Origin of the sequence: Methylotenera versatilis 301, from assembly GCF_000093025.1 — a bacterium.
Lineage (GTDB): Bacteria > Pseudomonadota > Gammaproteobacteria > Burkholderiales > Methylophilaceae > Methylotenera > Methylotenera versatilis.
Genome location: NC_014207.1, coordinates 2,776,364 through 2,787,552, shown reverse-complemented (window position 1 = coordinate 2,787,552; position 11,189 = coordinate 2,776,364). Strand labels below are relative to the sequence as shown.

Annotated in this window: 14 protein-coding genes; all 14 read left to right on the top strand. The window is 43.0% G+C overall.

From position 1 onward, the window contains the following. The first annotated feature begins 233 nt into the window (after positions 1–233). The 14 genes from M301_RS12815 (at position 234) to M301_RS12750 (ending at position 11,171) form a co-directional block, all read left to right on the top strand. A complete protein-coding gene (locus tag M301_RS12815; RefSeq protein ID WP_013149211.1) occupies positions 234–1,619 on the top strand; it encodes an MFS transporter in 1,386 nt (461 codons plus the stop codon). 2 nt (positions 1,620–1,621) lie between these two features. Further along, on the top strand, positions 1,622–2,137 hold the full coding sequence (ssb, locus tag M301_RS12810) for a single-stranded DNA-binding protein (protein WP_013149210.1): 516 nt from the start codon (positions 1,622–1,624) through the stop codon (positions 2,135–2,137). A gap of 265 nt (positions 2,138–2,402) precedes the next feature. Beyond that, positions 2,403–2,687 carry an FmdB family zinc ribbon protein gene (locus tag M301_RS12805; RefSeq protein ID WP_013149209.1) on the top strand — a complete coding sequence of 95 codons (285 nt, stop codon included), beginning with the start codon at positions 2,403–2,405 and terminating at the stop codon, positions 2,685–2,687. A 22-nt stretch (positions 2,688–2,709) separates the two neighbouring features. Beyond that, entirely contained in the window at positions 2,710–3,315 is a 606-nt protein-coding gene (locus M301_RS12800) for a DUF502 domain-containing protein (protein WP_013149208.1), read from the top strand. 101 nt (positions 3,316–3,416) lie between these two features. Then, the gene (aspS, locus tag M301_RS12795; RefSeq protein WP_013149207.1) at positions 3,417–5,201 is read left to right on the top strand and encodes an aspartate--tRNA ligase; all 1,785 of its coding nucleotides are present in this window, start codon (positions 3,417–3,419) and stop codon (positions 5,199–5,201) included. 153 nt (positions 5,202–5,354) lie between these two features. Further along, positions 5,355–5,882: an adenine phosphoribosyltransferase gene (locus M301_RS12790; protein ID WP_013149206.1), complete on the top strand. Its 528-nt coding sequence runs from the start codon at positions 5,355–5,357 to the stop codon at positions 5,880–5,882. Positions 5,883–6,060: 178 nt separating this feature from the next. Beyond that, the gene (locus M301_RS12785) at positions 6,061–6,453 is read left to right on the top strand and encodes a VOC family protein (protein ID WP_013149204.1); all 393 of its coding nucleotides are present in this window, start codon (positions 6,061–6,063) and stop codon (positions 6,451–6,453) included. Between the two features lie 159 nt (positions 6,454–6,612). Beyond that, entirely contained in the window at positions 6,613–7,416 is an 804-nt protein-coding gene (locus M301_RS12780; protein WP_013149203.1) for a quinoprotein dehydrogenase-associated SoxYZ-like carrier, read from the top strand. A gap of 103 nt (positions 7,417–7,519) precedes the next feature. Then, positions 7,520–7,939, top strand: coding sequence for a secondary thiamine-phosphate synthase enzyme YjbQ (locus tag M301_RS12775; RefSeq protein WP_013149202.1), 420 nt, complete (start codon positions 7,520–7,522; stop codon positions 7,937–7,939). Positions 7,940–8,035: 96 nt separating this feature from the next. Beyond that, positions 8,036–9,382 (top strand): prephenate-dependent tRNA uridine(34) hydroxylase TrhP, encoded by a 1,347-nt coding sequence (trhP, locus tag M301_RS12770; protein ID WP_013149201.1) that lies wholly within the window; start codon positions 8,036–8,038, stop codon positions 9,380–9,382. Positions 9,383–9,594: 212 nt separating this feature from the next. Further along, entirely contained in the window at positions 9,595–9,768 is a 174-nt protein-coding gene (locus M301_RS12765; protein ID WP_013149200.1) for a hypothetical protein, read from the top strand. Positions 9,769–9,817: 49 nt separating this feature from the next. Continuing rightward, on the top strand, positions 9,818–10,060 hold the full coding sequence (locus M301_RS12760; RefSeq protein WP_013149199.1) for a hypothetical protein: 243 nt from the start codon (positions 9,818–9,820) through the stop codon (positions 10,058–10,060). 106 nt (positions 10,061–10,166) lie between these two features. Then, positions 10,167–10,346, top strand: a complete 180-nt coding sequence (gene hemP / locus M301_RS12755; protein WP_049769981.1) for a hemin uptake protein HemP — start codon at positions 10,167–10,169, stop codon at positions 10,344–10,346. Between the two features lie 36 nt (positions 10,347–10,382). Then, the gene (locus tag M301_RS12750; RefSeq protein WP_013149197.1) at positions 10,383–11,171 is read left to right on the top strand and encodes an energy transducer TonB; all 789 of its coding nucleotides are present in this window, start codon (positions 10,383–10,385) and stop codon (positions 11,169–11,171) included. Positions 11,172–11,189: the final 18 nt, after the last annotated feature.

The following is an 11,189-nucleotide window of genomic DNA, read 5'->3' as shown; positions in this document are numbered from 1 at the left end:
ACGAAAATTAGGGCAACCTGCTAATATACATACTTTTACGCATTTAGCTACATTTTTAGGCCTTAAGTTTTTTTATGTCTACACCAAAGAATCATTCGAGCAATCAAACGCAAGACCTTTTTGCAGGCATTGCAGTAGATGCAGCTAAGTCAGCTGAGCTTACTTCAGAGGCTTTGCCATCAAATACTGATGCACCAATCACACTAAACTCAATCGATTTGCCAGCAGATAAAATGACGCCTTTAGAAGTGCGTGCAACAGTGAGCTTGGCGGCGATTTATGGTTTACGTATGTTTGGCATGTTTTCTATTTTGCCGATTTTCGCAATATATGCTTCAAACAATTTTCTACCCAAACCTAATGGTCTGCAAATCGGCTTAGCACTTGGCGCTTATGGGTTAACGCAAGCCTTGTTCCAATTGCCGTTTGGCATGGCTTCAGATAAATTTGGCCGCAAGCCTATGATTTACTTAGGCTTAGCTATTTTTGCGATTGGTAGCATGGTCGCCGCATTAGCGATGAATATTGAAGGCGTAATTTTAGGTCGTGCTATACAAGGCGCAGGTGCTGTTTCTGCCGCTGTCACAGCTTTACTAGCGGATTTAACTCGCGATGAAAACCGCACCAAAGCCATGGCAACCATAGGCGGCACAATCGGTATGGCCTTTGCCGTTTCATTGGTGATAGGCCCATTACTTAACCAGTGGATAGGCGTGCCAGGTATATTCGCGATGACAGCATTATTAAGTTTAGCTGCCATTGCCGTAATGAAGTTTGTGGTGCCTGAGCCTTTGCATAGTCACTATCACTCCGATGCCAGTGCGGCGCCAGCCAAGCTAAAAGACGTTTTGAAAAACAAGCAATTGCTACGTTTAAATTACGGAATTTTTGCATTGCATGCCGCGCAAATGGCGATGTTTGTTGTCGTGCCATTCGCTCTTGTTAAATCAAGCGGCATGCATGAAAATCAACATTGGATGATTTATTTACCTGTGTTGATTGCCTCATTCGTCTTTATGGTGCCGGCGATTATTTATGCTGAGAAAAAAGCTAAAATGAAGCAGGTTTTTGTCGGCGCAATCGCCACTATGTTTATTGCGCAATTGATGTTTTCAGCTTCCATTCAGCTATTCTGGGGCATAGTGCTATCGCTTACTATGTACTTTATTGCTTTTAATGTACTAGAAGCTTCTTTACCTTCAATTATAAGTAAAATTGCACCTGCTGCTGCTAAAGGAACAGCGATAGGCGTTTATAACACTTCGCAATCATTAGGCGTCTTTGTTGGTGGTGCACTAGGTGGCTATTTGTCACATAAAGTAGGCTTTGCCAGTGTGTTTATTTTTTGCAGTATCATGATGCTTTTGTGGCTAATATTGGCATACTCAATGCAAGCGCCACCTGCAGTAAAAACTAAAATGTACGGCTTGGATGAAGATGCGCCTGAATTAACTACAGACGTAGCTGATAAATTAAAAGACAAGCTACTAGCGCTGACAGGCGTGATAGAAGCCGTGGTGTTGCCGCAAGAACGCACCGTAATATTAAAGATAGATAAATCGCAACATGGGGATGAAACCCAATTGCAAACACAAGTACATCAATTGTTGAGGGGATAAAAATGGCATCAGTCAATAAAGTCATATTAGTTGGTAATTTAGGCCGTGATCCTGAAGTAAGATTCATGCCGAATGGCGAAGCTGTGTGTAACTTCAGCATTGCGACTACCGATAGCTGGAAAGATAAATCTGGCGCAAAGCAAGAGCGCACTGAGTGGCACAATATTGTGATGTACCGCAAGCTTGCGGAAATCGCAGGGGAATACCTTAAAAAAGGTCGTCCAGTTTACGTTGAAGGCCGTTTGCAAACGCGTAAATGGCAGACTAAAGAAGGTCAAGATCGCTACACGACAGAAATAATTGCAGACCAAATGCAAATGCTAGGCGGACGTGATGGTGCCGGTTCAAATGCTAGCTACGACGGTGGTATGGATCAAAGTAGTGGCAGCAGCGATTACGATCAAGTGCCATCAAGTGCTAATCAATCATCAGCAAAACAAGCGCCAGCGCAGTCAACTGCAAAAGCTGCTACTAGCGGTTCGGGTTTTGATGATTTTGAAGATGACATTCCTTTTTAATCAGTACGTTTTTTAAAAGTGTTGATTTAAACCAAGAAAGCCCGCAATAGCGGGCTTTTTTCTATAATAATTTTAATCTATTTAATAGCTACAGTGCAGTTGATGGCAGAGGATTTGCTTACAACACCTATAGCCAGTTTGTATTTTGATCGTAACGCATTACTGATAAGGTTTGATTTTTGGTGAGTACGATTAGCTAAGTCGTAAAATTAAATTGTCAAATAAGGTATAATTCGCGGTTATCTAACTGTTTAATGAGGTATTTATGCCTATTTACGATTACCAATGTACTAGTTGCGGCCATAAGGCTGAAGTCATGCGCAAAATCAGCGCGGCGAGCACTGAGGCATGCCCATCATGTGGCGCTGAAACTTTTACCAAGCAATTATCTGCACCTAGCTTTCAATTAAGCGGCAGTGGTTGGTATGCGACTGATTTTAAAAATGGCGCTAAATCTGCACCAGCAGCTAAAAGCGAGACTTCAGCTGAAAAAAAGTCTGAAGTAGCAGCTGCCCCAGCTGCTTGTGCCACAGGCTGTGCTTGTCACTAAATCCAATTGACTCACTAGGCACATGAAAAAATATTTTATTACTGGTTTGCTAGTGTTAGTGCCGCTGTTTATCACAGTATGGGTGCTGTCTAGTGTTATCGGCATTATGGATCAAAGCTTGTTCCTGTTACCGATGAGCTGGCGTCCTAAAGCTCTGTTAGGCCATGAGATCGTCGGTATCGGCGCGGTGCTTACCGTGGTGATTATTCTTTTTACTGGCGTGGTAGCGACCAACTTTTTTGGTAAACAGTTGATTAATCTATGGGAGGCGATGCTCTCTCGCGTGCCCTTTGTAAAATCAATCTATGCCAGCGTGAAGCAAGTATCTGATACCTTGTTTTCTGATACTGGCAACGCTTTCCGTCATGCAGTATTGGTGCAGTTTCCACGACAGGGCACTTGGGCAATAGCTTTTATTACAGGCCAACCTGGTGGCGATATTGTGAATCACTTGCAAGGCGACTTTGTTAGCGTTTATGTGCCAACAACGCCCAACCCAACGGGCGGATATTTTTTAATGATGCCGCGTGCAGATGTTGTTGAGCTTGATATGAGCGTGGATGAGGCGCTGAAATACATTATTAGTATGGGCGTAGTTGCACCGCCTAAAAAGCTTAAAACCAAGTAAATTTAAAAACTAATAAAATTTAAAACCAAGAAAACTTAACAGAATTTTTAAAGCAATAAAAACCATTTAATTAACCGACTATTTAACAAGAACTTAACATTATGCGTACACATTACTGCGGACATCTAAACCGCGAACACATTGGCCAAACAGTTACTTTATGTGGTTGGGCACATCGTCGCCGTGACCACGGAGGCGTGATTTTTATTGACTTGCGCGACCGTGAAGGTATGGCGCAAATCGTGATTAATCCAGATGCAAAAGCAGCATTTGCCATTGCTGAAAGCGTACGCAGTGAATATGTACTAAAAGTGACTTGCGTAGTGCAAGCGCGTCCAGAAGGTGCAACAAATGCTAACTTGGCAACAGGTGAAGTCGAAATGATTGCTACTGAGATTGAAATTCTCAATGCATCACTCACGCCACCGTTCCAGTTAGATGACGAAAACCTTACTGAAACCGTGCGTTTGCAGCACCGTTACATTGACTTACGTCGTCCAGCGATGCAAAAAAACATGATGTTGCGTTATAAAGTGTCTAAAAACTTGCGCGATTATCTAGATGACAACGGCTTTATTGAAGTTGAAACGCCAATGTTAACGCGTTCAACCCCAGAGGGTGCCCGTGACTACTTAGTACCAAGCCGTGTGCATCACGGTATGTTTTTCGCTTTGCCGCAATCACCGCAACTATTTAAACAATTATTGATGGTGTCAGGTTTCGACCGTTACTTCCAAATCACTAAATGCTTCCGCGATGAAGACTTACGTGCAGACCGTCAGCCAGAGTTCACACAAGTCGATATCGAAACATCATTCATGACTGAAAATCAAATCATGGACATTGTTGAAGAGATGATTCGTCAAATGCTGAAAAAAGTGCAAAACGTAGATTTGCCAGCAGCTTTCCCACGCATGTCATTCCACAAGGCTATGACCCGTTACGGTTCAGATAAGCCAGATATGCGCGTGACGCTAGAAATCACTGAGCTTTCAGACGTAATGAAAGACGTAGATTTTAAAGTGTTTGCAGGTGCAGCTAACATGGTTGGAGGTCGCGTGGCTGCGTTGCGTGTGCCAGGCGGCGCGGCAATCGCTCGTAGCGAAATTGATGCCTACACAGAATTCGTCAAAATCTATGGCGCTAAAGGTTTGGCGTATATTAAGATTAACGATGTGACTAAACTAAATGAAGAAGGCCTGCAAAGCCCTATCGTTAAAAACATTCACGTGACAGCATTGCAAGCGATTATCGACCGTACGGGCGCACAAAATGGCGACATCGTATTCTTTGGTGCAGATAAATCTAAAGTTGTGAATGAAGCACTAGGCGCATTACGCCTTAAAGTCGGTCACGATAAAGGTCATGTCGATGGCCGCGCATGGGCGCCATTGTGGGTGGTGGATTTCCCAATGTTTGAACATGACGAAGAAAATGACCGTTGGGCTGCATTGCACCATCCGTTCACTGCACCAAAAGATGGTCACGAAGACTTGCTCGTGACTAACCCAGGTGCTGCGCTATCAAAAGCCTACGATATGGTGTTAAACGGCTGGGAAGTAGGCGGTGGTTCAGTGCGTATTCATAAACAAGATGTGCAATCTAAAGTATTCGACGCATTAAAAATCAGCAAAGAAGAAGCGCAAGAGAAGTTCGGCTTCTTGTTAGATGCCTTGCAATACGGCGCACCTCCACACGGCGGCCTAGCGTTCGGTTTAGATCGTTTGGTAACTTTGATGACAGGTGCAGAATCTATCCGTGATGTAATTGCCTTCCCTAAAACGCAACGTGCACAGTGTTTGATGACGAATGCGCCGAATGAAGTGGATGAGAAGCAGTTACGTGAGTTGCATATTCGCGTTCGTTCACAAACTCCAGCTGCGTAAAATGCACTCGCTTCACGATAACGTCGTTACATCCGTTTGCCGTATCGCGAATTGCATTTTTGTGAAAGTTTAAAGTGACACATAAGGTAGAGTTAAAACTCTACCTTAAATTCTAATTAATGGCAGTTTACGTAAAATTAAAACTCTAAACGCATGCCTATCAAATCCCTAATCCGCACCATTCCGCATTACCCCAAGCAAGGCATTCAGTTTCGCGACATTACTACTTTGTTGAAAGACCCAATCGGCTTTCGCATGGTGGTTGATGCACTCGCTCATCATTACGCTCATCAAAAAATAGATAAAATCGCGGGTATAGAGGCGCGTGGTTTTATCATTGGTGCGGCACTGGCATATAAGCTGGGTGTGGGTTTTGTACCTATTCGTAAATCTGGTAAGTTGCCAGCTGAAACTGTTGGCCATGATTATGCTTTGGAGTATGGCGCTGACCGCGTAGAAATTCATACCGATGCAATTGCTCACGGTGAACAAGTGTTATTGGTCGACGATTTAATCGCTACGGGTGGCACAGCGGAAGCCGCTGCGGCACTGATTCAAAAGCTGGGCGGTGTTGTGATGGGTTGCACGTTCGTGATCGACTTGCCAGATTTGGGCGGCTCGAAACGTTTGGTTGAAAATGGACTCAAACCTTTTTCTTTATGTGAGTTTGAGGGTGATTAATGGTTTGCTTGTTTACATTGCGCGATACAATAGAGCTGATATTTCCAAAAGAATTAGCAAGATCCGTCATTCTGAGCAAAGCGAAGAATCCAACACTGACAACGTTGCTTGGATTCTTCGCTTTGCTCAGAATGACGAGTTAAATAGTTTCCACTTAACTTAAAAGCACATAAATATTATGCCTGTCACCGAAATCAATCATATTAATCTGCGTGCGAATCGTGCAATGATGGATGTTTTGCGCGATTTTTATTGTGATATTGTTGGTTTAAAAGTTGGGCCGCGCACTGCGACGACCAGCTACGGTTTTTGGTTGTATATTGGTGATAATGATGTGGTGCATATTGCTGAATACAACAAGGGGGTAGGTGCGCCAGATTTGCATGTGAATGGCACTTATGACCATGTATCTTTTACTTGTACCGATATGCCCGCCACAGAAGCCCATTTAACGGCACATCAAGTGCCATATACCACCCGAGTGTTAATGAATGGCGTGCGGCAAGTTAACTTTAAAGATCCTGCGGGCAATGGCATTGAATTGAATTTTGAAGAGTTTCGCAATCTTTAATGGCTGATAGGCAAATGTGTGTTGTGTGACTCGCATCACATACAAACGCTTGAATAAAACTAAAATAGCATTCAGTAGTCTTAATCGATAATGGTCATATCGACAAACCGCTTTTTTAGCACAATAAATTTAGTACAACGAAAGTTGCGAGTGTGGAAAATGATGAACTTAAATAAAATCTTATGGAGTGTTCTAGCTAGTGCTATTTTATTACTAACGAGCGCCTCTGCTTTTGCCGAGCCTGATGCTAAGTTATGGCCAGTGATGAAAGAAGCATTTTTTGCAAAGCGTGATATGCAAGAAGTGGATTTTATTAAGATAGACGCGCCGCGCCGTGCTGAAAGTGGTGCGCAAGTGCCTGTGACTTACAGTGTAGATAACGCCGCAGCCAATGGTGTGAAAATCACCAAATTGTATGCGTTTGTCGATGCTAATCCAATTCCATTAACTGCTACTTATCATTTAACTGATGCGCTGGGTAATTTCCAATTAGCCACACGTATTCGCTTTGAAACTGATGCATTTGTACGCTTAGTAGGTGAAGATGCTAGCGGTAAGTTATATTTAGCTTCACGTGAAATTCGCGCTGCTGGCGGATGTGGGGGCACGGTAGAGAGTGACGAAGCGGCGATTCGCGCCAGTGCAGGTAAAATCAAATTCAAGGTGGATGAACCAGTTGCTATTGGTAGTGCAACTTCAACAACATTTAATATCAAACACCCGATGCGCACTGGCTTACAGCGTGATCTAGTATCTCAAGGTTTTGTACCAGCGTTTTACATTAAAAAGACTGAGTTTTCTTATAACGGCAAACCAGTGTTAACTATAGATGTGGGCGTTGGTACTGCAGAAGACCCATACTTTAAATTTAACTTTGTACCTGATGCAGCCGGTAAATTAGAAGTGACTGCAACAGACAATGAAGGTAAGGCTTTTGTGCAGCAAGTAGACGTGAAAGGCTAAGTTTATTTTAGCGTCAGAAAGGCTTCCAGTTGGAGGCCTTTTTTATTGGGTTTAGTATTTTCTGTAATGCTAAAATAGTACGCAATTAACACAGGAGGCAACAATGAAAAGCTATCGTAAAGAACTATGGTTTAACCCGCCAACCCGCGTGGCGTTTATTCGCATTACTGAGCAGGTGAATGAATGCTTACGCGAGAGCGGCGTAAAAGAGGGCTTGGTACTGATTAATGCCATGCATATTACTGCCAGTGTTTTTATTAACGATGATGAACGTGGCTTGCATCACGATTACACGCAATGGTTAGAAAAACTTGCACCGCACGAGCCTGTAAGTAGCTATCGTCATAACGACACAGGTGAAGATAATGCAGACGCGCACATGAAGCGCCAGTTGATGGGACGTGAAGTGGTGGTGGCAATTACTGAAGGGCGCTTGGATTTTGGCCCTTGGGAACAAATTTTTTACGGTGAATTTGATGGTCGCAGAAAGAAGCGCGTTTTAGTTAAGATTATTGGTGAGTAACTGACTCATATCAAATCTCGGTAGCTTTCTATTTGTTATCCTGCAGGTAATTTTCTGAGCAACTGGCTTGGAATGCTTGACTGAATTGGTAATGAAATGAAACTCCCTGAGTTGTTAGCCCCAGCGGGCGATTTAGACCGTATGCGTACAGCATATGATTATGGTGCAGATGCTGTATATGCTGGGCAACCACGCTACAGCTTGCGTGCTCGAAACAACGATTTCACGATGGCGAATCTTGAAATTGGTATTAAAGAAGCGCATGCGCGTGGCAAAAAGTTTTTTGTCGCGAGTAATATTTCCCCTCATAACGCTAAAGTGAAAACCTATATGGCAGATATGGCACCAGTGATTGCCATGCAGCCAGATGCGCTGATTATGTCTGACCCCGGGCTGATTCAAATGGTGCGTGAAAAATGGCCGGAAGTGCCAGTGCATCTTTCTGTGCAAGCCAATACAGTCAATTTTGCCACGGTGAAATTCTGGCAAAGCATGGGCTTAAGCCGTGTGATTTTATCGCGTGAACTGTCTTTGGATGAAATTGAAGAGATACGCCAACTCTGCCCAGATATGGAGTTGGAGGTGTTTGTGCATGGTGCTTTGTGCATTGCCTATTCTGGGCGTTGCTTACTTTCAGGTTATTTTAATCACCGCGATCCTAATCAAGGTACTTGTACCAACAGCTGCCGTTGGGATTACAAAGTGCATGATGCATCCGAGGATGCCGCAGGTGTGATTCGTTTGAGTGAGTTTGACTTCAAAGCGGAAATGGAAAAGTCCAGTCTTTCAGGCTGCGGCAGTCTGCCACGCCATCCCTTGGCAGATAATGTGTATCTCATCGAAGAAAAAGGTCGTCCAGGTGAATTATTGCCGATTCTTGAAGATGAGCATGGCACTTACATTATGAACAGCAAAGACTTACGCGCAATTGAACACGTAGAGCGTTTGGTTAAAATGGGCATAGATTCGTTGAAAATTGAAGGTCGCACCAAGTCACGTTATTACGTGGCGCGGACTTGCCAGAACTATCGTAAAGCGGTGGATGATGCGGTGGCTGGTCGTCCGTTTGACTGGAATTTGGTGAGTGATTTAGAAAACTTGGCTAACCGTGGCTATACCGATGGTTTTTATCAACGCCATCACACTGCTGAGCATCAAAATTACAAGCAAGGCTATTCAACCTCTAACCGTAGTTTATATGTAGGCGATGTGTTGGCTTATGATGCCGAAAAAGGTTTGGCAGATATTGAAGCGCGTAATAAATTTGCGGTAGGTGATCGTTTGCAAATCATTCATCCAACAGGTAATCAGGAGTTGGTGGTTGAGCAGATGTTTAATAAAAAGGGTGAGAATATTCAAGAGGCTTCTGGTAGTGGTTACTATGTTCGCGTGCCCATTGCGGCGAATGATTTAAGTAATGCCATGGTGTCTAAGTATATTTAGACATGTCTTACGCTTAGTGATTTTAAGGGGGCTTACGCCCCCTTTTTATTTTTATCAATGAATTAGTTAGCATTGTTGGGTTCAGTTATTTAATTTAATGGCTAAATATTATAACTAGTTGACATCTTAAATGAGAATGATTATCATTAACTATCAATCAATGATACGGAAAGTTAATCATGAAATAGCAGCTAATCATTAGCCAAGCAAAGTTGGCTGGCAATCAAGAATGCAAAGTGCTTTATAACAAAGCAAAAGACATGATTGAGTTAGAGGTTGGCGGCACTTCATTAAGATTTGAAGCGCGAAACTTTTTTATGATGAATGAAATGCTGCGTAAAGCGGCAGCAAAGCTGGTCATGCAAACAGAATTGCATCATGCCTAAGCAAACATTATTGGTGATTAATTATTTATTTGGATGAGAACTAAGAACCATGAGACCTAGAAACCAACATTCAAGAGTGCTTCTATCTAAAAATGAAGGGGGTGCGATTACATTTTGTGAGAGTTGTGACGTGATGGAGTTGGAAATCGGAGCAGTTAGTCTGCGGGTAGATTCACCCTCATTAGAGTTGTTATGTCAATTAATGAATGAAGCTTCAGCAAGCATGAAAACTTATAAACAAGAAAAAGCTAGATTTACGCAAGCCATGGAGCAAAACTTTGGGTTGCATTGAGTCTAAAGTTAACAATAAACATGGGATTGCATTTACAAATGATAATTGTTATCATTTGTATTTGTATCTAAAGTAGTACTCACGAACAATATAAATGAAGAATGAAATGCCTAGCCAGTTAGAGTTGGATCGCCTAAATAAAGAAACGCAAAAAAATGTTGCCAGTAATCGGGTGGTGACTAGTGAAGTGTTGTTTTCTGGCGCCCGTGAATTGGTAATTAAACATGCAGGTGAAGACTATCGTTTGCGGTTGACTAATCAAGGCAAGCTAATTTTAACTAAGTAGTTGGAGTATTTTGCAATAGGAAATGAAAATCATAATATGCAGACATTAACGCTTGTAAATAATCTTCATAAAAACCAAACACAAAGCGATGTGGGTGGTGTTTATGACTTGAAAGTTAAGGGATTAACATCTGTCCACGTTGGGCATAAAAGTAACTCTAAGAAAGCGAAAAACTCATACGGTGTGCTGGCGTTGGTGGTATGTATCCATATAGTTGCAGTGTTGGCGCTAATAAATGCCAAGGCGACACAGCCTATCATTAAGGATCTGCAAACACCAATGATGGTCAGTTTGCTAACTAGTCCTGCACCAGAGCCTGAAGTTGTACCTTTAATCCCTAAGCCACCACAGCGTGTGATTAAACAACAAAAACCTATTATTAAACAGCAAGAACAAACGCCCAAGCCAGTTGCTGTTACACAAGAAGTCGTGCAGCCTGTGGTTACTGAAGCGCCACCTACGCCCACCACGCCAGTAGTGGTTGCAAAAGAGCCTGAAGTGGTAGAGGCACCACCACCAAAAGCCGTTGCTGAGCCGGTAATTGAGCCACCACGATTTGGCGCAGCTTATTTGCATAACCCCGCACCTGATTACCCGCAGATGGCTAGAAGGTTAGGCCAGCAAGGACGCGTATTATTGAAAGTGCTAGTAGGTGAAAATGGTACGGCAGAAACTGTAGCGTTAGCAACAAGCAGTGGCTTTGAAAAGCTGGATCAGGCTGCAATCGAAGCTGTGAAAAAGTGGAGTTTCATTCCAGCCAAGCGCAGCAATGAGGCGATAAGCGCCTATGTTTTGGTGCCGGTGAAATTTTCGCTTAATAATTAAGTATATGAAGTAAACGAA

Excerpts from the sequence above, each read along its gene's own strand:
- M301_RS12815 (WP_013149211.1), top strand. The coding sequence starts at position 234 with ATGACGCCTTTAGAAGTGCGTGCAACAGTGAGCTTGGCGGCGATTTAT.
- ssb (WP_013149210.1), top strand. The coding sequence starts at position 1,622 with ATGGCATCAGTCAATAAAGTCATATTAGTTGGTAATTTAGGCCGTGAT.
- M301_RS12805 (WP_013149209.1), top strand. The coding sequence starts at position 2,403 with ATGCCTATTTACGATTACCAATGTACTAGTTGCGGCCATAAGGCTGAA.
- M301_RS12800 (WP_013149208.1), top strand. The coding sequence starts at position 2,710 with ATGAAAAAATATTTTATTACTGGTTTGCTAGTGTTAGTGCCGCTGTTT.
- aspS (WP_013149207.1), top strand. The coding sequence starts at position 3,417 with ATGCGTACACATTACTGCGGACATCTAAACCGCGAACACATTGGCCAA.
- M301_RS12790 (WP_013149206.1), top strand. The coding sequence starts at position 5,355 with ATGCCTATCAAATCCCTAATCCGCACCATTCCGCATTACCCCAAGCAA.
- M301_RS12785 (WP_013149204.1), top strand. The coding sequence starts at position 6,061 with ATGCCTGTCACCGAAATCAATCATATTAATCTGCGTGCGAATCGTGCA.
- M301_RS12780 (WP_013149203.1), top strand. The coding sequence starts at position 6,613 with ATGATGAACTTAAATAAAATCTTATGGAGTGTTCTAGCTAGTGCTATT.
- M301_RS12775 (WP_013149202.1), top strand. The coding sequence starts at position 7,520 with ATGAAAAGCTATCGTAAAGAACTATGGTTTAACCCGCCAACCCGCGTG.
- trhP (WP_013149201.1), top strand. The coding sequence starts at position 8,036 with ATGAAACTCCCTGAGTTGTTAGCCCCAGCGGGCGATTTAGACCGTATG.
- M301_RS12760 (WP_013149199.1), top strand. The coding sequence starts at position 9,818 with ATGAGACCTAGAAACCAACATTCAAGAGTGCTTCTATCTAAAAATGAA.
- hemP (WP_049769981.1), top strand. The coding sequence starts at position 10,167 with ATGCCTAGCCAGTTAGAGTTGGATCGCCTAAATAAAGAAACGCAAAAA.
- M301_RS12750 (WP_013149197.1), top strand. The coding sequence starts at position 10,383 with ATGCAGACATTAACGCTTGTAAATAATCTTCATAAAAACCAAACACAA.